The organism is Streptomyces sp. NPDC087263, assembly GCF_044744645.1.
GTDB lineage: Bacteria > Actinomycetota > Actinomycetes > Streptomycetales > Streptomycetaceae > Streptomyces.
In genome coordinates, this window is sequence record NZ_JBIUYT010000008.1 from 321,588 (window position 1) to 345,132 (window position 23,545).

Genomic DNA, 23,545 nt, shown 5'->3' on the forward strand with positions numbered 1-23,545 from the left:
TCGGGACGGTCGATGTGGCTGGTCAGCCGGGGTTCGGCAGGGCGTGGAGCCTGACGATCGCGTGGCTGATGACGGCGGTCCAGAGCCATTTGGTGGGCAGGCGGAGCCAGCGGCGGCGGCCGGTGTTCACGAGCTGCGCGGGGGCGGAGAACAGCCGAAGCCGGAGCTTCTTGGGCTCCCAGCGGCGGGCATCGCCGCTCAGTGCGAGCATCTCCATCCAGGCGAGGAGGTCGAGTGCGGGGGAGACGCTCTCCAGCCAGATCCGGTTTTGTGCCGTGTCGTGCAGGGGCAGATTGCGCAGGCCTGTGGCGCGGGCGCCTCGGATGCGGTCCTCGCAGCGGGGCCGCCTGCGGTGACGCAGTTCGAGGTCGGCGAGCTGGCCGCCTTTGGTGTTGGTCGCGAAGCAGGTGAGCCGCAGTCCGTCGAGGTCGGTGAAGCGCAACTGGGCACCGGGGTGCGGGCGTTCCTTGCGGACGATCAGTCGCATGCCCGTGGGCCAGGTGCTCAGGTCGGGCATGGCGGTGATCTCTGCGACCCAGGCTCCGGGCCGTTCGGTGCCGCCCGCGTCGTAGGCCGGTGTCCACGCCTTCTTCGGGATCTTCAGGACGGCCTGGTGGATGGCGTCGGTGATGGTCATTCCGACGGAATACGACAGCCACCGGCCGCACCGGGAGAGCCAGTCGAGGAAGGCGTGGGTGCCGCCGCCGGAGTCGGTGCGGATCAGCGTCTGCCGTCCCCGCCGCAGGCGTTGGGGCATCTGGGCCAGGGCGAGTTGGGCGGTCTCGATGTGATCGGCGGCGGTGTTGGAGCACGCGTTGCCGGGCCGCAGCAGGGCCGCCACCGGCTCTCCTGACCCGGCTGGGCCGTGTTCGACGAACGCGACAAGCGGGTGATGGCCGAAGGTCTTCTTCCAGGTCGCGGTGGCGTCTTGTTTCTCGGAGTGGGCGAGGAGCAGCACGCCGTCGATGTCCACGATCACCTGGCCGTCGGCGGCCGGACTGCTTGCCCCGGCCAACTCCCAGACGCGCTGACGCACTTCGGAACGTGCGCCGCGGATCGCTGCAAGAGCTTTCGGGCCGGACGCGGCGAGCGCGTCGACGAGGCGGGAGACGGTCGGATCGGAGGCCACCGGGCCGAACACCGCCGGCTCGGCCCGCAGCATGCCGACGTCGGCCAGACAGTCGCCGCCGAGTGCGACGGCCAGGGCCACATCCAGCAGGATCTTGCCCGGATCGTGCACGGCCCGCCGCTTGCGCCACGGCGCCAGCGCCGCGGATATCGCGGTGTCCAGGGCGGACCTGCGGACCGTCTCGACCAGCAGCACGGCCCCGGCCTGGGCAACAACTCCACGGCCGCCGCCCTCGACACGGACACGCGGGTACGACCCGCTACTCTTCTTCACCTGGTGAGTGCTTCTTTCCTTGCAGCTGACAGGACCCTCGACAAGTCCCATCGTTGCAGGTCAGCAGCACTCTCCATTTATTTGATCAAGTCTCGGACAGACCCACTCGCGAAAGCGCGAGGCTAGCTGGCTCGCCGCTCTGGCCCCCGCCCCGGTCGGCCATGGCCTTGCGGTACCAGCCGCGCAGGGACTCCGAGCTGATGCCGAGTTCCCGGGCCACCGCGGTGACCGTCTTGCCCGAGGAGTCGACGAGCGCGATCGCGTCCCGCTTCGTGTATTTGCTTCCCACCTGGTGCTACTCCCTCTGGAACCTCAGGTCCCAGTCTCCAGGTGTCCACGATCAAAGGGAAGCTTCACTGCTACCAGGTCGAGGAATGGGGCCAGGGCCTCCCAGCAGCCCGCGGGTCCCGAGGCACAGCCGACCGGTCACTACCGGTCGGCCGCCGCCGTGTTCGTCCCGCCGCCGTACGCCTCGGCGACCAGCCGCAAGGGGTCCGACCGCACGCCGAAGCGGTCGCGCAGTGCACGCCGCGCGGCGTGCACTCCGCACATCCCGTGCACCGCCTGGCCCGGTGGGGTGGAGGCGGAGCACAGATAAACGCCCGGGAGCGGTGTCCGGTAGGGGTCCCAGCGGGCGGCCGGTCGCATCACCAGTTGCCAGGCGGTCGTCGCGCCGCCGGAGATGTCGCCGCCCACGTAGTTGGGGTTGTGCAGGCCCTGCTCGGCCGCGGTGACCACGTGCTCGGCGAGGATCAGGTCCCGGAAGCCGGGGGCGAACCGTTCCACCTGTTGCTTGATCTGTTCGCTGACGTCTCTGGTGGACCCGTTCGGTACGTGGGCGTAGGTCCAGAGCACATGCCGTCCGGCAGGGGCACGCCCCGGGTCCACCACCCCCGGTTGTACGGCCAGCACGAACGGACGCTCGGCGTGCCGGCCGGCCGCCACGTCGGACTCCGCCCGTACCGCCTCGGCGCGTGAACCCACCAGGTGCAAGGTGCCCGCCTTCGCGCAGTCCGGTGCGGACCACGGCACCGGACCGGACAGGGCGAAGTCCACCTTGCACGCCGCGCCGCCGTGCCGGAAGCCGCGCAGTTGACGGCGGTACCGTTCGGGCAGTCGTGGGCCCGCGATCTCCAGCAGTGCACCCGGTGCGACGTCCAGGAGAACGGCCCGCGCGGGTGGCAGTTCGTCGAGCGACCGTACCCGGTGGCCGGTGACGATGCGGCCACCGTGCTCGGTCAGCTGCCCCACCATCGCGTCGACGATGGCCTGGCTGCCGCCGATCGGCAGCGGCCAGCCGACGGAATGGGCGAGCGACCCGAGGAGGAGGCCCACGCCGGCCGAGGCGAGCGTGCGCGGCGGCGCGATCGAGTGGCACGCGACGCCCGTCAGCAGGGCGGGGGCGAGATCGCCGCGGAACCGGGCGTTCCACCACGGCGACGCCTGTTCGGTGACGCGCAGCCCGAGGCGTGCGAGGGCCGTCACCTGCGGGGGGATCCCGCGCAGGTCGGACATCGCCGCCTCCACCAGCGGTTCCGTCCGATCGACCAGCGGGCGGAGCAGGCGGGACCAACTGGATCCGTCCGGTCCCAACCCGGCGGCGGTACGGTCCAGGTCACGCCACGCCACCGCGGCCCGGCCGCTGTCCAGCGGGTGGGCGTACGACGCCTCCGGCCAGGCCATCCGGACACCCTGGGAGGCCAGATCGAAGGCGCGGAAGAACGGGGACGCGACGGCCATCGGGTGCACCGCCGAGCAGACGTCGTGACGGTATCCCGGCAGGGTCAGTTCCCGCGTGCGGACGCCGCCGCCCACGCTGTCGGCCGCCTCGTGGACCTGGACCCGCAGCCCGGCGGCGGCCAGGACCAGGGCGGCCGCGAGCCCGTTCGGGCCGGAGCCGACCACGACCGCGTCGATGTCGTTGTCGCCCACACCATCTCCGATCCAGGGTTGATCCGAGGTTGATCCGATACAAGCCGTTCGAGCGCGACGTTCCCGGCCGGCCGGCCGGGAACGTCGGCGGCTACCCGCTCACCCGCCCGATCGCACGCGTGCCGCCATCGTGCGCACGGTGCGGACCTCGTGCATCTGGGCCAGCGGGATGGTCACGCCGAAGCGCTTGCGCACCTCGCTGAGGAGCCGGATGGCGGTCAGCGAGTCGGCGCCGAGGTCGTACAGGTCCGTCTCCGGCGTGACCGGGGGCACGCGCAGGATGCGGGACCACACGTCCGCCAGCTCGGCCTCCACGGACCCGCCCGCCGGGAGCCCGTCCGCTGGCGTCGGCTCCGCCGGGACCGCCGGCTCCGCCGGGACCGCCGGGACCGCCGGAGCGGCCGGTTCGGCTGGTGTCGGCGGCTCCGGCTGGATCGCGGTGAGCCGGCCGCGGTCGACCTTGCCGTTGCGGGTGAGCGGCAGCGCGTCGTGCCAGACCACCACGGTCGGGATCATGTAGCCGGGCAGGTGCACGGCCAGCCGCGCGCGCAGCTCGTCCAGTCCGGGGCGGTTCGCACCGGCCGGGACCAGGTGGGCCGCCAGGCGGTCGCCGTATGTCCCGGCCTGTCGCACCACGACGGCCTGCTGGATCTCGGGCAGGGCCGTCAGCCGCGTCTCGACCTCGCCCGCCTCGATCCGGTAGCCGTTGACCTTGATCTGGAAGTCGCTGCGGCCGAGAATCTCGATCGACCCGTCCGGCAGGAATCGGCCCAGGTCACCGGTGCGGTACAGCCCGTCCGCGAAGCGGTCCGCGGTGCGCGCGGGGTCGCCGTGGTAGCCCTGGGCCACGCCGGTGCCACCGGCCCAGATCTCTCCGGCCACCCAGTCCGGTCGGTCCCAGCCCTCGGGGCCGCGGACGTGGGCGGTGTTGTTGCGGTTCGGCCGCCCGTACGGCACCGGCCGACTGCCGTCGTCCTCGGCGTCCACCGGGTGGAGGATGTTCCAGATCGTCGTCTCGGTCGGGCCGCCCAGCGAGACGACCTCGAGGTCGGGCTTGAGCCGGAGGAGCGCTGCGGGGAACTCCGGCGGGATCCGGTCGCCGCTCATCATGACCAGCCGCAGCGCGCCGATCCGGCCCGGCGCCGACTCGGCCTCCTCGCTCAGCATCGCCATGATCGCCGGCACCGAGTTCCACACCGTCACGCGGTGCTCCGCGCAGAGGTCCAGCCAGTGGGCGGGATCCGCCGCCCGGTCCGCGTCCGGCAGCACGATCGCCGCGCCGGCCGACAGCGCGCCGAACACGTCGTACACGGACAGGTCGAAATTGAACGCGCTGATGCCGAAGAAGCGGTCCGTGGCGTCGACGCCGAACCGGGCCGTGCAGTCGGCGACCACGTTCGCGACGTTGCGGTGACTGACCATCACGCCCTTGGGCTGTCCGGTGGTACCGGAGGTGTAGAGCACGTACGCGAGGTCGTTGGTGGTCGCCCCGGCGGCCGGCTCCACCGGCTCGACGGGCACCACCGGCCGCGCCGCGTCGAGCAGCAGCGTGTCCGGCTCCGTACCGGGCGCGCCGCTGCCGGGCACGTTGGCGGACACGTTGGTGAGCACGCACCGCGCCCCGCCGTCGCGGAGCAGGTACGCGCGTCGCTCGTCGGGCAGGTCCGCGTCGACCGGCATATACGCGGCCCCTGCGAGCAACGAGGCCAGGATGCCGATGATCTGCTCCGGCCCGCGCCGCATGACCAGCCCGACCAGGTCGCCGCGGCCGACCCCGCGCTCCCGCAGCCACGCGGCGGCGCCCTGCGCGCGGTGGAGCAGTCCGCCGTAACTCACGACGCCGCCTGTGGTGATCACCGCCGGGGCGTCGGGACGCGCCGCGGCCTGTGCGACGGCGTCCTCCCACAGCATGCGCGTGGGCAGCGGGGCCGCGGTGTCGTTGGTCTCGGCCCGCCGCCGCCGCTGCTCCTCGGGCAGCAGGTCGTGCGTGGTCTCCGTCCAGCCCGCCGCGTCGCAGAGCTGGTCCAGCAGCTGCTGGAAGCCGGCGACCAGGGCGACCGGAAGCCCGGCCGGGAACAGCCGGTCCGCCGAGTCGACCCGCACGACCAGGTCGCCCGCCTGCTCCATCGCGAAGACGTCGAGGTGGGTCCGCGGAGCCTGGCCGACCGAGAAGACCTCCCGGCCGAACAGCTCGAGCATGGCTCCGTCGAGGCCGGAGCGCTCGTGCCCGATGGCGGAGGTGAACGCGTACGGCGCCTGCGGGTACGCGGTGCCGGACCCGGCTGCGGACCCGGCCGCCTGGCGGGACGCGGCGCCGAAGGCGTGCCCGTGCTCCGCGGCGGCGCGCATCCGCTGCCGCACCGGCGCACAGCGCTGCGCGAACGTGGCCGCCGGGTCGATGGCGACCTCGACGGGCAGGACGTCCGAGAAGCCGCCGATCGCGCCGCGGGGCGGCAGGGGACTCCCGGCGGTGCGCTCCACCGTCGTGGCGATCGTGAACCGCTCGCCGCCGCCCCAGTACGCCAGCACCTGGCCGTAGGCGGTCAGCAGCGCCGCGCTCGGCGTGATGCCCAGGCGGAGCGCGTGCGCCTTGAACGCGGCCCACCGCCCGGCGGTCAGCCGTACCTGACGCTGCGTGAACCGCGGCCGGGCCACCGGGGGATTGGGGGCCAGCGGCAGGTCGGGGGCGAGCGCGAGGTCATCGAGCCGTTCGCGCCAGAAGGCCAGGGAGCGCTGGGCCTCGGCGTCGTCCCGGGGGCCCTTCGGTTCCGCGACCTCGCCGGGGAACGCGGTCTCCGCCTCCGTGGGGGCGTCGCCCTGGTACGCGCGCCACCATTCCCGGAAGAACAGGAACATGCTGCCGGCGTCCATGGTCAGCCGGTCATGGTTGACGTGCAGCACCATCCGATCGTCGGCCAGGACGCCCACCTCGACGTGCACCGACGGCGCCCGGTCCGGTGGGGCGACCCGGTGCGAGGCGCGCTCCCGGTAGGCGGCCCGCGCCTGGTCACGTGCCCGGCGCGGCAGTTGCCGCAGGTCCCGGACCCGGACGTGCACCGGCACGTCGTCGTGCACCACCTGGCACCCGTCGGAGGCGAACGTGGTGCGCAGCGCCCGATGCCGCGCCACCACGGTGCGCAGCGCCGCCTCCAGCCGCGCCACGTCCCAGTGCCCCTCGATCTCGTGGTAGACGTTGCCGGCGCTGCCCGGTTCGGGGTCGTAGCTGGTGAGGATCATGACTGACCTTTCGGAGTTACGCGGGGGCGGCCTGTTTCGCCTGGCCCACTTACGCGAGGGCGGCCTGCTTTCGAGTGGCCCACTTGGTGGTCGGCACGGCCACCAGCCCCGCTCCCAGCAGCAGGAGCCCCAGGACGATCCAGCCCGCCGTGCCGACGGTCAGGCACAGCGCGGTGACCAGGGCCTGGGAGGCGAGGCGTCCTATCGCCGTGCCGTTGGAGAGCAGCCCGAGGTACTCGCCCTGTGCCTCCGCGGGGGCCAGGCCGAAGCTCAGCTCGTAGACCGATGCGGTCGACCAGATCTCCCCGAGGGTGTACACGACGATGGCGACGATGAGGGCGACCGTGGCCGGGGCCGCCGACATGTGCCCCAGGAAGCCGATCAGCGCGAGCGAGGCCAGGAAGGCGAGCCCCGCTCTGACCATGACCCGGGCTGCCGAGAGCGGAGACTCCATCCCCTGGGACAGCCGTATCTGCAGGAGCACCACCAGGACGGTGTTGAGCGGGACCACCAGCCCCACGACCCAGTGCGGCACCTGGGTGTGCAGCGTGATCCACAGTGGCAGGACCAGGGTGAGGACCGGGAATTGCTGCATGATCACCGCGTTGATCCCGATCAGCGTCAGGTACGGGCGGTCGGTGAAGACCCGCCACCGCCTGCTCGCGGTGCTGGTGGCCTTGGTGCCCGGCACGCGCGGCGTCCTGAGCGTCATCAGCGCGCACACGGCGAACGACAGGGCGTCGCAGGCGATCATCGACTGGTAGGCGAGCGGGCTGTCCACGTTGATGGCGACCGCCGCCACCGGGCCGACCAGGGTGATGCCCAGGTTCATCGCGGTGCGCAGGCGGGAGCGCAGCTGGGCCGCCCGCTCGCCTCCGGCGGCGCGGACCAGCGGCCCGCGCGAGGAACTGCTCGCCGAGGCCGCCAGGAAGGCGACGGTGGTGACGGCCACGAACGAGACCAGCGAGCGGGTGAGCAGCAGGGCGCCGGTCGCGAGTGCCTCCGCGACCAGCGACACGACGTAGGTCTCGCGCGGTCCGTGGCGGTCGGCGAAGCGGCCCACGGGGACGCCGGCCAGCATGCCGATCAGGCCCGAGACCGTGAGCCAGAGCCCGACCTCGGCCGGCGTCAGGCCGACGCAGCGCACGAAGTAGAGCGAACTCGTGGTCAGGAACAGGCCGTTGCCCGCGGAGTTGATCAGCGTGGTCCAGTAGAGGTTGCGCCCCGGGCCGGGTTCCGGCAGCACGGACGTCAGTGCGCGGCGGATCGCGGCCCGGGCCGACGTGGCTGTCTGCGTCACACCGTTTCCGGGGCTCGCACGGTCACGGCCTGCGAGAACCACGCGGCCGCGGCGAGGGTTCGCTCGCGGACCTGCTCCTCGCTGTCGCCGACGATGATCACGGCGCCGGCCTTCATGTTCGACGCCGCGCTGAACGACGGGATCTGCGAACCGGGGCCGATGCTGATGGCGGCCTCCACGCAGCCGGGCTGCGCCAGGAGCTCCGACTCGTCGGGCACGTGCTCCGCCACGCCGGCCGGTGCCTGGAGGTGGACCCAGCCGCACTGCTCCTTGCCGGGCTCGGCCGGCTCCCCCGGGGGCAGGCCCAGCGCCGCGCGGGCCCACTCGTCGGACAGGTCGACGCCGAAGCGGCGCAGCACGATGTCCTGGACGACGCCGCCGCCCAGGCGGCCACCGACCTCGCTGAACGTGAGCTCGCCGTCCTTCTCGAAGGCCTCGGCGTGGAAGATCCCGTCCTCGTGGCCGAGGGCGTCGAGGACCCCGGTCAGCAGGGACTGGGCCTTCGAGTAGAGGTCCGGGTTCTCGTTCGGGTCGAGCAGGACCGATCCGACCAGTCCGCCGGACTTGATGTCGATCACGTTCTGGAAGTAGCGCGAGACCGAGAGCGCCCGGACGACTCCGGCCCGCACGACCCCGTCGAGGTGAAGTTCCTCCCCCTCCACGAACTCCTCCACCAGCCAGGGGCCGCGGGGAGGCTGCTGGTAGGTCTCGACGAGGGAGGCCAGCTCGGCGGCGTCGGAGACGACGTGGGTGTCCTGCGAACCGGCGCCGGTGAGCGGCTTGATGACGATCGGATAGGTCAGCTGCTCGCCGTCCAGGTCGGACAGGAGGTCCGGTATCTGCGCACCGGCCACGGGAAGTCCCGCCTCGCGGACGAGGCGCTTCTGAACGAACTTGTCACGCAGGGCGATCGCGGCGGAGAGCGTCATGCCGACCGCCTTTCCGTGCTCGGCGAGCAGCGCCGCGGCGACGATCGGCCACTCGCCGATCGTGCACACGAAGTCGAACTCGTCGATTGCGATCTCGGCCCTGGCCAGGCTGGCCAGGATCTGCTCCACATCGCCGTCGTCCGGCACGACCACGTGGGTCGCGTCGGGGGCGTGGGACTTGGCCCTGCGCACGTGCCGGGGAGCGATCACGGACACCACATCGGCATGGTGCTCCTTGAGCGCCAGGAACGCCGGGGTGTTCCAGCCGATCATCAGAACTTGGGGAGAAACGGTGGTCGACATTTGTGCACGCCTATCCATAGGTCGTTGACCGGCCGCCCGCGCCGCCGAGGGCAAGGGGGATCGGTTTGTTCGCCGGCTCAATCAGGGCGGCACGGCGAACACAGAATTTTGCTGGGGAATGTGCGCCCCCGGTACTGCGGCAGGTCTTCGCTTTCGATGCCGGCCGTCGCCGCTTCATCCCGGACAGGCATTCCATTCAGGGAATCTTCTATCAGCCTGCTGGTGATCACGTCAAAGGATAAAAACGCCGGGACAAATTCCTTCGATATGCCCCGAAGGTGGCTTTTGCCGCCCCCGCTTCGAGGGGTGGCCGAGCGTCTCGCAAGTAAATAGATCTTGAAGATTTTGAGCTGCACATGCGGGTGCTTACGTAGCAGAACAGGGCGAAACGGTCAGTGCGGAACGTCATCAAACGCCCATTTCGCGCCTTGCTTCGGTCACGAAATCCCTGCGTCGGCCCTGACGACCTGCGATCGTGTGTTTTAGTCTTTTTCCAGTGCGGCATGGGCATGACTTGGGAGCGTGTGCATCGAGCCTCACCCCGATTGGAACGAAGCCAATTTGCTCGTGCGGGAGTGGCGCAGGCCCGATGTACCGGGTCGATCGATTTCGAAATCGGGGTTTTCACCCTGTCTGGCCGGGGGGCGGGACGATCCCCAGCCGGCCGTATTGTGAATGCGATCTAGAAGGGGTGGACTATGTCTGCGGACGGGGGCGTCGCGATTGCCGAGGAGATCCCGGTCATGGCACGCGATGTAGCGGTCATCGGGATGGCCGTCCGGATGCCGGAGGCCGACGATCTGTCGCAGTTCCTGGCGAATCTCCAGGACGGCCGCGACAGCGTCCGGGAGCTGTCCGGCGAGCGCCGTAGCCGTACGTCACTGTCGATCGACGCGCGGTACCAGCTCAACGGCTACATCGAGGACATCGACTCGTTCGACGACGCGGTCTTCGGGTTCTCCCCGGGCGAGGCGCGGAACATGGCGCCGGAACACCGGCTGCTCCTGCAGAGCGCGTACCAGGCGCTGGAGAACGCCGGATACGATCCGACCTCGCTCGACGGCACCCGGACCTCGGTCTACGTCGGCGACACCCGGCTGGTCTACCAGCAGCTCGCCCGCCAGGTCGAGCCGACCATGGTGATGGGCACCCACGCCGCGGCCACCGCGGGCCGGATCGCACGGTTCTTCGGGCTCCGCGGGCCGGCCGCCATGGTCGACTCGTCCTGTTCGTCGGCCCTGCTTGCCGTCCACCACGGCGTGAACGACCTGCTGCTCGGCGACGCCGAGCTGGCCCTGGTCTGCGGCGTCAACCTGAACCTCTTCGGCGACCCGAAGGACGACGAGGACGAGCTGGACCTCGGCATCCGGTCCGCGGACGGCAAGACCCGGGCGTTCTCGGCGGATGCGGACGGCACCGGCTCCGGCGAGGCCGTCGTCAGCGTCCTACTCAAGCCGCTGGACCGGGCGCTGCGCGACGGGGATGTCGTCCATGCCGTCATCAAGGGCACCGCGGCCAACAACGTGGCGGGCCGCTCCGGCAGCCTCACCGCGCCGGACAGCTCGGCGCAGGCCGAGGTGATCGAGCAGGCGTGGGCGAAGGCCGCCGTCGACCCCACCACGATCTCCTACATCGAGGCGCACGGGACCGCCACGCGGCTCGGCGATCCGATCGAGATCGAGGCCATCGACCTGGCGTTCAGCCGCGTGACGGACCGCAAGCAGTTCTGCGCGCTCTCCTCGGTGAAGAGCAACATCGGGCACACCTGGAGTGCGTCGGGCCTGGCCGGCCTGGTCAAGGCGGTGCTCGCACTGCGGAACCGGCAGCTTTTCCCCAGCCTCCACGCGCAGACGCCGAGCCCGCTGATCGACTTCGCGAACTCGGCGGTCACCGTGACCATGGAACTGACGCCGTGGGAGCCGGCCGCCGGCGTCCGCCGGGCCGGCGTCAGCGCGTTCGGCGTCATGGGGACCAACGTGCACGCCGTCCTGGAGGAGGCGCCCGCCCGCGAGGAGCCGGGCCCCTCCTCGAACACCGGCAACTGGATCCCCGTTTCGGCGAAGACCGCCACGGCGCTCGCCGCCAATGTCGAGGCCCTGCGGTCCTGGCTCGTCGAGCACCCGGACCTGCGCATCGAGGACGTCCAGCGCACCCTGGTCACGGGTCGGCAGCACTTCCCGTACCGGGCCTGCGTCACCGCGGCCGATACGGCCGGGCTCACCGCCGCGCTCGTCGACCCCGCGACGACCGGCCCGGAGAGCAGCGCAGCGGTCACCGTCATCCTGGTCTCCGGACGGTGCACGGCGTCGGCCTCGCTGACCGCCTCCCTGCGTCGCGCGCACCCCGAGTTCGACCGGCTGTACGTCCAGGCCGAGCAGGCCGCCGGTGCGCACGCCGGAGACCCGAAGGCGGGCGGGTTCGCCTTCCAGTACGCGATGTACGGCCTGCTGGGGCGGATGGGCGTCGAGTCGCGCCACGTCGTCGGGGAGGGCGTCGGCAAGCTGGTGATCGACGCGAGCCTCGGCCGGGTCGAACTCACCGAAGCGGTACGGCAGGCGGTGAACGCCGAGGACGCCGACGCCGGTGACCTGGACGCCCGCGTCAACCGTCTGCTCGCCGCGCTGGGCGACCAGCGGGTGCTGTTCGTCGAGGCCGGCCCCATGTCGACGGTCTCCTCGGCGGTCGCGGGCCGCGGTGGCGCCGCACACTCTTTCGTGGCGCTCGCCGAACGCCCCGATGCCTTCGAGGCCTTTCTGTGTGACATGTATCTGGCAGGGGCCCGCTGGAGGTGGGCGGAGACCGCCGGCGACGGCCGCAGGATCGAGCTGCCCTCCTATGAGTTCGACCGCACCCGCTGCTGGCTGGACCCCGCCAACACGGTGGCGCCCGCCCCGCAGGTCGGCGAAGCGGTCACCGGCGCGACGGTCGCCGCCGACCCGGCCCAGGCCGTTCAGCCCGCCGATGTGCTCGGGTCGGTCCTAGCGGCCTGGCAGGGCGTGCTGGGCATCGAGACCATCGCTCCCGACGAGTCCTTCTTCAACCTCGGCGGCGACTCGATCGGCGCCACCCAGGTGCTCAACCGGCTCCAGACGGTGTACGGCGTGGAGCTCGACTCCTACGCGATCTTCGACTACGAGACGCCGGCCGAACTCGCCGCCTACCTGGAGAAGTTGGCGGACGTCACCACTTTCGCCACCACGACGCCCGCCGTGCAGGGCGCGCCGCCGGACCTCGACGCCGCGCCGACCTCCGCGGAGCAGCTGAACGTATGGCTCGCGGCCGAGTTCGCGAGCGGCTCGGTGGCCTTCAACCTGATCCGCAGCTTCGAGCTGACCGGGACCGTCAACACCGAGGCGCTGCGGCGCGCCCTGGACGCCCTGGCCGCACGGCACGACGCGCTGCGGGCCGTCTTCTCCTACACGGACGAGGAGTTGACCCAGCGGATCACCCCGGCGGCCGGATTCATCGTGCCGCTGGAGCTGCTGGAAGCGCCGCTGGACGGGGACGCGCACGGCGCCGTGGACAGCGTCGCGCTGGCCAAGGCCTTCGCCTCCCGTCCGTTCGACCTCGCGAAGGGCCCCCTGCTGCGGGCCCAGTTGGCGTCCATCGGCGCCGACCGCCACCTGCTGACGCTCTGCACCCACCACGTGGTCGTCGACGGGTGGTCGCTGGGGCTGCTGGTCCGGGACCTGGGCGCCTACTACGCCCACTTCGACCGCGGCGCGGCCCTGGACCTGCCGGAGATCGGCATCGGCTACGGCGAGCACTACCGCAAGCTGGCACAGCAGGCCGGCGGCCGCCACGACGATGCCGCCGCCTACTGGCTCGACCGGTTCGGCACCCCGGTGGCGGCCCTCGACCTGCCGGCCGCCCCCGTCGCCTCGGAGGGCCTCCCCTCCTACTGCGGCGCCTACCGGCACTACGAGCTCCCCGTGCCGCTGTGGCAGCGGCTCAAGTCGTTCTGCCACGCCGACGGGGTGACGGTGTTCACCTCGATGCTGAGCGCCGTCGCCGCCGCGCTCCACGGGTACAGCCGGGACGGCGACCTGGTCATCGGCACCCTGATCGCGGGGCGCAACAGCGAGTCGCTGGAGCAGCTGGTGGCGATGCTGATCCGGTCCCTGCCGCTCCGACTGAGGGTCGACGCCGACGGCAGCTTCGAGCAGCTGTCGGAGACGGTCCGCACCACGTTCGTCGACGCCCTGCGCAACAGCGACTACCCGTACGAGGAACTGGTGGAGGAGCTGCAGCAGCGCGGCCTGCTCCAGGCCTCGGGCCTGTTCGACGTCATCGTGGCGTTCCAGCAGTTCGGCGAGGACGGCGAGGCGCCGCACAGCGCTCTCGCGGGCCCCGGCCTCACCGTCCGGCCGGTCGAGGTGAACCTGGACACCAGGGACGTTCCGATCAACATCATGATGGCGGAGGAGGAGGGCACGGTCCGCTCGGCCATCCGCTTCGACAGCGGCCGGTTCACTGCGGAGATGATCGACCGGCTCTGGGCGGACATCAGCCGCCTGCTCGACCGGGCGCTCGACGACCCCTCGGCCCCGATGCGCCTCGCCGCGAGCCCGGCCGACGGCACGACGGCCGAGCCGGCCACTGCAGCCGCCCCCGCCCCCGCCCTCGCTCCGGCCGGAGCACAGGGGCCCTCCGATGCCGTCACCCAGGACCTTGCGGGGATCTGGTGTGAGGTGCTGGGCGTCTCCGACGTCACGGAGGAGGACCGGTTCTTCGATGTCGGCGGCAACTCGCTGCGCGCCATCAAGCTGCTGGCACGGGTCCAGAGCCGACTGGGCGTCACGCTCGACCTGAAAACGTTCTTCGTCAGCCCCACGATCGCCGGCCTCGCCGAGGCCCTGACCGAGGCCCAGCGGCAGGTGGTCGCACCGATCCCGAGCCTGGGCGGCCCGGGGGAGTACGAGGGCGCCTGCACGCAGGACCTGCTGATGGAGATCGACCGCGGGAGCGCCTACCCCGGTGCCTTCCACCGCAACGACCTGCAGGAACTGCGCGGCCCGCTCGACCCGTCGCTGCTGCGGCGCGGCTTCGAGCTGCTGGTCGAGCGGCACGAGAGCATGCGGACGACCTGCGACCTCGTCGACGGTCGGACGGTGCAGACGGTGCACGCGCCGGGTGCCCTCCCCCTCAACTACCGCTTCCACGACATGACCGGCAGCTCCGGGGAGCAGGTCCACGAGTTCGTGGCCGCCCGCAAGGACGAGCCGTTCGAGACGGCGCGGGAGCCGCTGGTTCGGGCCGACCTGATCCGCCTCGACACCGACACCCACCTGCTGCTCACGTCGATCCACCACGTGTTCGCCGACGGTTCGTCCGCGCGGGTGCTCTTCCGCGATTGGCACGAGCTGTACGAGGCACTGGTGGCCGGACGCGCCGCCGACCTGCCGGAACTCCCGATCCAGTACAAGGACGCCGCGGCCTGGCGCAACGACCGGCTGACCCCCGAAGTCCGCAGCGAGCACCGGGAGTTCTGGAGTCGGGAGCTGAGCGGGCTGGCAGTGCCGGTACCGCTTCCGGCCGATCTGCCGCGGCCCGAGGTCAGCGCGCTCGCCGGCGACCGGCTGTACCTGACCCTCCCGACCGACCTCGCCGAGCGGTTCGGGGCGCTCGCCCGGCAGCACTCGGTCACCGAGTTCACCGTCGGCTGGTGCGCGGTCGGGCTGCTCCTCGCCACCACAGGGGTCACCGACTCCCTGATCGGGACGTACTCCCTCGGCCGGGACCGTCAGGAGTTCGAGGATCAGATCGGCACCTTCATCGGCACCGTCCCGCTGCGCCTCAAGGTGGCCGCGGACGACGAGGTGCCGGCGCTGCTCGCCCGGGCCCAGCAGACGATCCTGCGGGCGTTCGAGCACGACGAGTACCCGTACGGCGAGATCATGCGCGACCTGGGCTGGCAGCGGGGCCCCGAGCGCAGCCCGCTCTTCGACGTCGTGGTCAACCTGGATCATATGGAGTCCGGCTGGGACGCGGCACCGGTCGGGGCGACCGTCGCCTTCGTTCCGAAGGACATCAACCGGCGCGCCAAGCAGGCCGACCTGCAGTTCGTCTTCCAGCGCTACGCCGACGGCCTGGTCCTGGCGATGAGCTACAACACGGAGGTCTTCTCGCCGGACCTGGCGCAGCTGATCCTGCGGCGCCTGCAGGCGGTGCTCGACGGCATGACCACCGCACGACCCATCAGCGACATCTTGACCCAGGAGGAATTCCCCCATGACCGGTCTCCCCAGTAAGAACTTCCTGGCCGCCCTGGACCACGGGCGTGCCGCCACGGGTGAGCGGGCCGAACACGGCGGCGTGGTGCGCGAGTTCTCGGAGGACCGCTCGTCCTGCCAGATCCGGTTCTCCCGGCTCTCGGCGGACGAAGCCGACGCCGTGATCGAGGCCGAGAAGGCCCTGGCGGACAAGGGCGGCTACGAGCTGGAGTGGAAGCTCTACACCCACGACGCGCCCTCCGACCTGGCCGCGCGCCTGGAGGCCGCCGGCTTCGTCGCCGACGACCGGGAGCAGGTGCTGGCCCTGCCGCTGGAGGCGGAGACGATGGCGGTCTTCGACACCAGCGCCTTCGACGTGCGCCGTGTGGTCGACGAGGAGGGCCTCGCCGACTACGCCGAGATCGCCCGGGAGATCGGCCGCAAGAACGCCGACTCGGAGCGGCGCCGGCTGTGGGCCTGCCTGCAGGAGACGCCGGACGTGATGAGTGTCCACGTGGCCTACGTGGGCTCGGAGCCCGTGGCCGGCGGGCGGGTGCACTACCCCGAGGGCGCCGCCTACGCCGAACTGGCCGGCGGCCGGACGAAGACGACGCACCGGCTGCGCGGCATGTTCACCGCGGTCGTGGGCTCCCGGCTGGCGGAGGTCTCCGCCCGGGGACTCGACCTCGTCTTCACCGACGCCCTGCCCACCTCGGAGCCGATCCTCGCCAAGCGTGGATTCCGGACCGTGGTCGGGACGCAGCCGTTCGTCTATACGCCGTCGTCCTGACCCACCGGGCAGCCGTCCTCGCCCCTGACCGCGGCCCCGATCGACCAGCCGTCACGCACCGATCGGCCGCGCAGCCCGCGGCGATGACGTGGTCCGGGTCGGCACGGCCGGGTCGTTCACACCGCCGGTTCGCCGGATCGCCTGAATTCCACGATGAGATCGCACGCCGCCGCTGAGCACGCGTGCGGGAGGAAGCTGTGAAGACAACGAACGAACGCGCCGCCACCCTGGTCGAGCTCTTCGCCGACTCGGTGCGGCGCCACGGGGGACGGTCGGCTGTCGGAGACGGCACGACGACGCTCACCTACGAGGAGCTGGACCGCAGGTCGGACGCCGTGGGCGCGCTGCTCAGCAGCCACGGGGTGGGCGCCGAGGACCGGGTCGGGGTCTACCTGCCCCGCTCCGTCGACTTCGCCGTCGCGGTGCTCGGCGTCCTCAAGGCCGGAGCGGCCTACGTCGCGGTGGACCAGCGCTACCCCGACGCCCGCCGGGACCGGATGCTGCAGGACAGCGGCGCGAAGGTCGTCCTCAGCGACCAGGCGTCGGCCGGCTCGCTGACGGCGGTACCCGCTGAGGTCGTGCCGATCGGTGACTGGGCCGGGTTCGACGGCCAGGGAGCGGGCGCGGCACCATTGCCGGAGAACGCGGCGAGCGTCCTGTTCACCTCGGGCTCCTCGGGCCGGCCGAAGGCGATCGTGCTGGAGCACCGGAACATCGTGTCGTTCGCGACCAACCCCGGCCTGCCGCAGCTCCACCCCGAGGACCGGACGGGGCAGATCTCCAACGTCTCCTTCGACGCCTTCCACTTCGAGATGTGGACCACCCTCGCGGCCGGTGCCCAGATAGTCGTCCTGCCGCCGGCACCGGAACTGCTCGCCGCGGGCTTCCGGCGGCAGATGGAGGAGTACGGCGTCTCGGCGATGCTCGTGCCCACCATGGTGGTCAACCACGTCGTGCGGGAGGACCGGGACGCGTTCGCGTCGCTGCGAGTGCTCTGCGCCGGCGGTGACGTCCTCCAGCCCTCCGCCTGCCGCGACCTGCTCGCGGGCCGCTTCCAGGGACAGCTCTACAACCTGTACGGGCCGGCCGAGACCACCACCGCCTGTACCGCGCACCTGGTGACCGAGTCGGATGTGCGGTCCGGCACGGTGCCGATCGGGACGGTGCTCGCCGGAGTGACGGTCCGGCTGCTCGACGCGGACCTGCGGGAGGTGCCCGCGGGCGAGCGCGGGGAGATCTTCGTCGGCGGCCCGGGCCTGGCCCGCGGCTACCTCGACCGCGCGGACCTCACCGCCGAGCGCTTCGTGACGGTCACCGTCGACGGCGCCCCGATGCCGATGTACCGGACCGGCGACCTGGCACAGCTGCGTGCGGACGGGGCGCTGCTGTTCATCGGCCGCGCCGACGACCAGGTGAAGATCCACGGCTACCGGGTGGAGCCCGGCGAGGTCGAGCAGTCGCTCCGGCACCACCCCGAGGTGCAGGACGCCGTCGTGCTCGCCGAGGGCGAGGGCGACGACCGCCGACTGGTCGCCTTCGTCGTGCTCGGCGAGGAACTGGACATCGCGGAGCTGCGCGCCCGGGTGGAGAGGGACCTGCCCGACTACATGGTGCCGAGCAGCTTCATCGTCCAGAGCGAGATCCCGTACACCCAGCACGGCAAGCGAGACAGCGCGGCCCTGCGGGAGGCGCTGGCAGGGCACGACGCCCACGCCGCGGAAGACTTCGCGGAACCGCTCGGCGAGACCGAGCACTACGTGGCCGCCCTCTGGGCGGACCTGCTCGGCGTCGAACGGGTGGGCCGCGACCAGGACTTCTTCGCCCTGGGCGGGCACTCCATGCTCGCCTTCCGGATGAGCCACCGGATCAACCGCGAACTCGGCACCCGGCTCGCCTTCTCGGTCGTGCTGGACCACACCACCGTGCAGGGCCTGGCCGAGCAGCTCGACCTGGTACGGACGCCGGCGGCGGGCAAGTGAGTACGGCAGCCGACGTCCACCGCGCCCGCCGGGGCGCTGCCCCGCCCGATCCGTACGCCCACGGCGAGCGGATAGAACTCGTGGTCGCCCACCACGCCCGGCTCCGTCCCGACGCCGTCGCGGTCCAGCAGGCCGAGGAGACGATCAGCTACGGCTCGCTCGTCGAACGGGCCGAGGCCGTCGCCGCGCAGCTGCGCCGCCGGGGCGTGCCCGTCGGCGCCCAGGTCGCGGTGGCGATGGACCGCTCGATCGACCTGGTGGCCACGCTGCTGGGCGTCCTGCGGGCCGGTGCCGCCTACGTGGCCGTCGACCCGCAGTGGCCCCGGCTCCGGATCGCGGACGCGGTGCGCGGAACGGACACCTGTCTCCTCGTCACCGACGACGGCGAGCTCGCCGGGGAGGTGGGTGCCGGGACGGACGTCCCCGCCGTCACGCCGGGCGAGCTGTTCGCCGGCGACCCCGCCGCCGCACCCCCCGCGGAGACCGACGGCACGCGCACGGCGAGCGTCTTCTACACCTCGGGCTCCACCGGCCGGCCCAAGGGCGCGCTGTCGCCGCACCGCGGCACCCTCCGGACGGTCGTCGACTGTCCCGCGATCTCGGTCGGCGCCGACACCGTGTTCCTCCAGGCGTCACCGCTGCCGTGGGACGCGTTCTCGCTGGAGCTGTGGGCGCCGCTGCTCAACGGCGGCCGGAGCGTGCTGCTGGACCGCGGTGCCGCCGCCCTGGACGCGGAGCTCCTGAAGGCCGGCGTCCGCCGTGGCGTCAACAGCGTCTGGCTGACGAGTTCGCTGTTCGCCGCGCTGGCCGAGGACCGGCCCGATGTCTTCGAGGGGCTACGCCTGGTGCTGACCGGCGGCGAGCGGGTCCCGGTGGCCGCCGCACGGCAGGTCCTCGCCGGCTTCCCGGAGCTGCAGCTGGTCAACGGCTACGGTCCGGCGGAGTCGACGATCTTCGCCACCCACCACGTCGTCCGGCCGGGCGACGTGGCCGAGGGCAGCACCGAGATCCCTATCGGCACGCCCCTGCCCAGGACCGTGGTCCGGCTGCTGGACCCGGACGGCCGTCCCGGCGCCGCCACGGGCGAGTACGAGGGCGAGATCGCGGTCGGCGGCGACGGCGTCGCCCTCGGCTACGCCGGAGACCCGGAGGAGACCCGGCGGCGCTTCTTCGACCTCGAGGGCGAGCGCTACTACCGCACCGGCGACCTCGCCCAGCGGGACGCGGACGGGCTGCTCCGCTACCGCGGACGCATCGACGACCAGATCAAGGTCCGCGGGATCCGCATCGAGCCCGGCGAGGTGGAGGCCGTCCTCGAGACGCACCCCTCGATCACGCAGGCCTGCGCCGTGGTGGTCGACTCGCCGTCGGGGAGCCGTCGGCACCTGGTGGCCGGGTACACCACCGCCGACCGGCGCCCCCTGGACCCGCCGGAGCTCAGGGCCTTCGCGGCGACCCGGCTGCTGGACGCCATGGTCCCCACGCTCCTCCACCACGTGGACCGGATGCCCCGCAACGCCAACGGCAAGACCGACCGCCGGGCGGTGGCCGCGCTGATCCAGGAGCACCTGGCCGCAGCCGAACCCGGCGGAGACGACCGGGCCGCAGGCGTCGGGGCGGTGGGCGAGGCCCCCGGCGGTCCGCTGGCGGAGGTGCGCGCACTCCTGGGCACGGCCCGGCTGACCGCCGCCGACGACCTCCTCGAAGCCGGGGCGAACTCCCTGGACGTCATCCGGCTGGCGGCCCGGCTGGGCCGACGGCTCGACGCCCGGTTGACCGCCGCCGACGTCTACCGGCTCCGTTCGGTCGAGGCGATCACCGCCTACTGCGCCGGTGCGGCGCGGGCCGACGAACTGCCGGAAGCAGTCGACGAGGAGAGCGACGGCCCGCTCTCCCACGCCCAACAGCGCTTCTGGCTCGCCGAGATGGCCTCGCCGGGAGCGGCGGACAACACCATCGTGCTGGCCTACCTGCTTGCCGGTCCGCTCCGGCGGGACATCCTCGCCGAGGCACTCGCCGAGTGCCTGCGGTCGCACGCGGCATTGCGGACGGTCTACCTCTGGGGCGACGAGGGCCCGGTGCAGCGGATTCTGCCGCCCGAGCCGACCGGCAGAATCCTGGAAGAGGTCGAGCCGCCGTCCGACGCCGTCGGGCGCGAACCGCAGGAACTCGCCGAGGCGCTCGTCGCCGACTGGTGGGACCGGCCGTTCGCGCTGGACTCGGAGATCCCGGTGCGGTTCAGGCTCTGCCGCATCGGTGACGAACGGCACCTGCTCTGCCTCCAGGTGCACCACATGTCCTTCGACGGAAGCTCGGAGCACGCCTTCGTGGCCGACCTGCGGGCCGCCTACGAAGCCCGCTGCGCCGGACGGCCCGTCCCGGCGCACGAAGGGCGGCTGAGCTACCGGCGCTACGCCGCCTGGGAGGCGCACCAGCTCGCCGACTGGGCCGACCGGGACCTCCCCTACTGGTCCGACCAACTGCGGTCGGCTCCCGAGCCGTTCCTGCCGGCGCCCACCGGTGGTGCCGCCGAGGCGGCCCGACGGGAGCTCGCCACCCGCGTGGACGCCGAAACGGTGACAGCCCTGGCGGCGGTCTGCGCGGGTCTGGGCGGACCGGTCCTGACCGGACTCATGGCCGCGGCCGGGCTCGCCCTGGCACGGACCTTCGGGATCGCCGACCCGGCGCTCGGAACCGTGACGGCCAGCCGGTTCGACCCCGTCCCGGAGTCGACCGTCGGCTACTTCGTCAACCCGTTCGTCGTCCGCCTGGCGGCGAAGCCGAAAGAGGACGCGAGCACCGTACTCGCCCGTGCGGTGCGGCTGGTCGTGGACGGCCTCGACCACGCGCGCACGCCGTTCGACGACGTGGTGGGCGCACTGGCACCCGCCCGAGGGCGCCATCCCTTCTTCCAGACCTTCGTCGTCCTTCAACTGCCACCGCCGGCCGACGCTCTGGGCGCCGGTGTCGAGCTGACGCCCATACGGATCCGGCCGCCGCGCACCGCGATGGAGCTCGTGATCGAGGCGATTCCCGGCGCAGACGGCTCCTGGACGGTCGTCACGCAGTGGCGGGAGGACGGCGTCAGCGCCGACGCTGTCGCCCGTGTGGACGTGGAGCTGCGTCGCTGCCTGGCCGAGATGGCGGGTCAGGCATGACCACCGACACCGGGTCCCGCGCCGGGCGATGGCTGTGCAGGTTCCACCCGGCACCGAGGCGTCCGACCTCGCGCCTGTTGATGCTGCCGCACGCCGGCGGCTCCGCCAGTTTCTACTTCCCGTTCTCGGAGGCGTTGTCCGGCGACGTGGACGTGCTGGTGGCGCAGTATCCAGGTCGGCAGGAACGCCACAGGGAGCCGTCGATCACCGACATCCGGGAGCTGGCGGTCGCGGTGCTCGCCGCGCTGACGGCGGACGGACTCGACGATGTGCCGCTGGCGCTGTTCGGACACAGCATGGGCGCTCTTGTCGCGTACGAGATGGCCGGGCTCCTCGAAGAACGCGGTGTGCCGGTCGCGCGACTGTTCGTCTCCGGGTGCCGTGGCGCGGCCGTGCCCGACGATCCGCGGCGGTTGCACGCCCGCAGCGACGACGCCCTGATGGCCGAGTTGGCGGCGATGGGGGGAACCGACGTCAAGCTGCTCAGCCACCCGGACATCCGGCAGATGGTCCTACCGCCACTGCGCGCCGACTTCCGTGCCGTGGAGACGTACAGCCACCGGCCCCGGCAACCCTTGCGCGTCCCGGTGACCGCGCTGATCGGTGATATGGACCCCCGGGTGCGGCCGGGCACCGCAGAGGCCTGGTCCGAGCTCACGCTTGGATCGTACGAACTGCGGATCTTCCACGGAGACCACTTCTTCCTCGTGGCGCCGGGGACGTTCGGCGAGGTGGTCAGACTCCTGCGCGACCGGTTGACCGGACCGGGTCCATCGACCACTCACATCTCTCATGGTGAGGAAGAAGCACAATGATCACCCATTGGTGGCTCCATCAGCTGCCCCCGGTTTCCGGCGTCCTCAGGGCGGTCCTCTACGCGGGGCTGCTCGTACTCTGTATGAACCAGCAGCCCACGCCGCTGTTCGCGCCGAAGATCATGGCGAAGACCGAGTCGGCCTTCTACACTCCCGTCCTCGCGCTGCGCGTCCTAGGGATCCGATGGGTCCGCCCGGCGGTGCTCGTGATGGTCAGGAATCTGACCATCGTCGCCTGGATCGCCGCGACGGCGGGCCTGCTGCAACCGGTCGCCGGGATCCTCACCTTCCTGGGCTTCGCGTTCCTGCACGCGGTGAACACCGGTGCGCTGGGCGCCAACCACTCCAGCCACGCAGCCCTCTACACCCTGTTCGCCATGTGCTTCTCGGTGTCCTACGACTTCTCGCTCGACGGGCTGCTCGCCGACCACACCGCCTGGCCCCTGCTGGTGGCCCGCGACTCCGCGTTCACGTCGGGATTCGCCCCCTGCCTGCTGCTGGTGGCACTCGCCTACACCCTGTTCGCCGCCGGCGTCGCGAAGCTGCGCTTCGGCCGACAGGGCTGGTTCGACGGCACCGCGCTGAACTTCTACCTCCGGATCTCCCAGCCGGCGGCACGCTGGCTGTGGCTGTCGCGGTTGATGATCTCTAAGCCGTGGCTGTGCCGGCTGGCCGCCTGGGGCACGCTGGTCGTCGAACTCGGCGCGGTGGCCGCCATGTTCAGCTGGCAGCTGCGCATGCCCATGGTCCTGGCGTGGATCGCCATGCACATCGTCATCCTCTGGGTCATGTTCCCGGCCTACTACATCCAGATGTGGTGCTACCTGCTGCTGTTCGACTGGCCCTGGCTGATCGAGCAGGTCACCGGCGACCGTCCGGCGACGCACGTCTTCACCTCCGACGGGCCGGTCGCCACGACCATGGCCGTCGTGGGCTGCGCGCTGACCGCCGCGCTCCTCTACGTCCTGGTCGTCAGCTCGGAGCAGTGGCCGTTCACCAGCGTGCCGATGTACTCCAACGGCACCGCCGAGGCGGACCTGATCCCGCTGCCGGCCCGTGCCGAACTCCATGAGCGCGCCACCCGGGCGGCCCGCGGGCAGCACACCGCCTGGGGCCGCGCCTGGGTCGACGAGGAGTACCTGGAGGACATCTGGGCCCGTCCGGTGGACCCCGACGCCGAGCCGCAGCGCATGTTCCACCTGCTGATGGAGGAGGGCACTTCGACCTTCGTCCGCTGGTCGCAGTACGCCAAGGTGGTCCGCGAGCTCGCCATCGAGGACGTCCTCGCGAAGCCGCCGAACAGCCCGGAGCATGCCGAGGACCAGGTCTACCCGGCCGCCGCGTTCCTGCGGCAGGTCGCCCCGCTGTTCCGCGCGGCGCTGCCGACCTGGGAGAAGTACGAGGCACTGGAGCTGGTGTGCCGCACCAGTTGCGGTGGTGTCCTGATCGGCCGCGCCGAACTGGCCGAGTCCCGAGTCGCGAGGTGAA

The 23,545-nt window shown here is 71.8% G+C and carries 13 protein-coding genes; 6 read left to right on the top strand and 7 right to left on the bottom strand.

What is annotated here, in order from left to right; genetic code table 11:
• Nucleotides 1-22 precede the first annotated feature (22 nt).
• The 7 genes from ACIPC1_RS26580 to ACIPC1_RS26610 all read right to left on the bottom strand — a co-directional run bounded on the left by ACIPC1_RS26580 (nucleotide 23) and on the right by ACIPC1_RS26610 (nucleotide 9,459).
• Complete coding sequence (locus ACIPC1_RS26580) at nucleotides 23-1,402, bottom strand: IS1380 family transposase (RefSeq protein ID WP_402521080.1); 1,380 nt, start codon at nucleotides 1,400-1,402, stop codon at nucleotides 23-25.
• An 85-nt stretch (nucleotides 1,403-1,487) separates the two neighbouring features.
• Nucleotides 1,488-1,691 carry a transposase gene (locus ACIPC1_RS26585; protein ID WP_402521082.1) on the bottom strand — a complete coding sequence of 68 codons (204 nt, stop codon included), beginning with the start codon at nucleotides 1,689-1,691 and terminating at the stop codon, nucleotides 1,488-1,490.
• Nucleotides 1,692-1,831: 140 nt separating this feature from the next.
• Nucleotides 1,832-3,334, bottom strand: coding sequence for a phytoene desaturase family protein (locus tag ACIPC1_RS26590; protein ID WP_402521084.1), 1,503 nt, complete (start codon nucleotides 3,332-3,334; stop codon nucleotides 1,832-1,834).
• 99 nt (nucleotides 3,335-3,433) lie between these two features.
• A complete protein-coding gene (locus tag ACIPC1_RS26595) occupies nucleotides 3,434-6,571 on the bottom strand; it encodes an amino acid adenylation domain-containing protein (RefSeq protein ID WP_402521086.1) in 3,138 nt (1,045 codons plus the stop codon).
• Nucleotides 6,572-6,620: 49 nt separating this feature from the next.
• Nucleotides 6,621-7,871: an MFS transporter gene (locus ACIPC1_RS26600; protein WP_402521088.1), complete on the bottom strand. Its 1,251-nt coding sequence runs from the start codon at nucleotides 7,869-7,871 to the stop codon at nucleotides 6,621-6,623.
• Nucleotides 7,868-9,103, bottom strand: coding sequence for an ATP-grasp domain-containing protein (locus tag ACIPC1_RS26605; RefSeq protein ID WP_402521090.1), 1,236 nt, complete (start codon nucleotides 9,101-9,103; stop codon nucleotides 7,868-7,870). Before ACIPC1_RS26605 ends, ACIPC1_RS26600 begins: the two co-directional genes overlap by 4 nt.
• A gap of 77 nt (nucleotides 9,104-9,180) precedes the next feature.
• Nucleotides 9,181-9,459 carry a hypothetical protein gene (locus ACIPC1_RS26610; protein ID WP_402521092.1) on the bottom strand — a complete coding sequence of 93 codons (279 nt, stop codon included), beginning with the start codon at nucleotides 9,457-9,459 and terminating at the stop codon, nucleotides 9,181-9,183.
• A 342-nt stretch (nucleotides 9,460-9,801) separates the two neighbouring features.
• Here ACIPC1_RS26610 and ACIPC1_RS26615 point away from each other — a divergent pair, with 342 nt between their 5' ends.
• From ACIPC1_RS26615 to ACIPC1_RS26640, 6 genes are all read left to right on the top strand, one after another.
• Complete coding sequence (locus ACIPC1_RS26615) at nucleotides 9,802-15,354, top strand: condensation domain-containing protein (RefSeq protein ID WP_402521094.1); 5,553 nt, start codon at nucleotides 9,802-9,804, stop codon at nucleotides 15,352-15,354.
• Nucleotides 15,335-16,105, top strand: a complete 771-nt coding sequence (locus ACIPC1_RS26620) for a hypothetical protein (RefSeq protein WP_402521096.1) — start codon at nucleotides 15,335-15,337, stop codon at nucleotides 16,103-16,105. Before ACIPC1_RS26615 ends, ACIPC1_RS26620 begins: the two co-directional genes overlap by 20 nt.
• Before the next feature lie 197 nt (nucleotides 16,106-16,302).
• On the top strand, nucleotides 16,303-18,084 hold the full coding sequence (locus tag ACIPC1_RS26625; protein WP_402521098.1) for a non-ribosomal peptide synthetase: 1,782 nt from the start codon (nucleotides 16,303-16,305) through the stop codon (nucleotides 18,082-18,084).
• On the top strand, nucleotides 18,081-21,242 hold the full coding sequence (locus ACIPC1_RS26630) for an amino acid adenylation domain-containing protein (RefSeq protein ID WP_402521100.1): 3,162 nt from the start codon (nucleotides 18,081-18,083) through the stop codon (nucleotides 21,240-21,242). The genes ACIPC1_RS26625 and ACIPC1_RS26630 overlap by 4 nt, the downstream gene beginning before the upstream one ends.
• The gene (locus ACIPC1_RS26635; protein ID WP_402521102.1) at nucleotides 21,239-22,057 is read left to right on the top strand and encodes a thioesterase II family protein; all 819 of its coding nucleotides are present in this window, start codon (nucleotides 21,239-21,241) and stop codon (nucleotides 22,055-22,057) included. The genes ACIPC1_RS26630 and ACIPC1_RS26635 overlap by 4 nt, the downstream gene beginning before the upstream one ends.
• The gene (locus ACIPC1_RS26640) at nucleotides 22,054-23,544 is read left to right on the top strand and encodes a hypothetical protein (RefSeq protein WP_402521104.1); all 1,491 of its coding nucleotides are present in this window, start codon (nucleotides 22,054-22,056) and stop codon (nucleotides 23,542-23,544) included. Before ACIPC1_RS26635 ends, ACIPC1_RS26640 begins: the two co-directional genes overlap by 4 nt.
• The last annotated feature ends 1 nt before the right edge of the window (nucleotide 23,545 follow it).